Source organism: Rhizobium sp. FKY42 (genome assembly GCF_005222835.1).
In the GTDB taxonomy this organism is placed as follows: domain Bacteria; phylum Pseudomonadota; class Alphaproteobacteria; order Rhizobiales; family Rhizobiaceae; genus Neorhizobium.
This window is the reverse complement of sequence record NZ_STGA01000075.1, coordinates 28,204-28,553: the sequence shown is the minus strand read 5'-3', so window position 1 is coordinate 28,553 and position 350 is coordinate 28,204. Positions and strand designations below refer to the sequence as shown.

Annotated in this window: 1 pseudogene; it reads left to right on the top strand. The window is 50.9% G+C overall.

The annotated features are described in order from the left end of the window. Positions 1 to 350: pseudogene (locus E8M78_RS24010) on the top strand (hypothetical protein); the annotation flags it as partial.

The window sequence follows — 350 nt, the reverse complement described above, 5'->3', positions numbered from 1 at the left end:
CCGATCTTGCAGCGAACTTTAATGAGCGATGGGGGAGCGATCCACTTGAAACTCAAGACTATATCGTGGGAAGCAATGGTGTCATTTCAAGAGAGAGATACACTTCAGTCGTGACTGACAAGGAACATACCGTCCATTCATCATACAATATTATTGGCGCAGACTATCGCCCGCCATCCACTCAACCATCAGCCACAGCCACAGCACGATTCCCTGCGTCTTCGGCAGTTTCCTCCATCAACCATGCTCCCGTCTGGCATCAGGAAGATGAGCAATTTGCAACCAAGAACTGCGCCCTCTCTCCACTCGATCCGGACGCAATCAAGGCTTTGGTTGTCGAAACAGCGCGA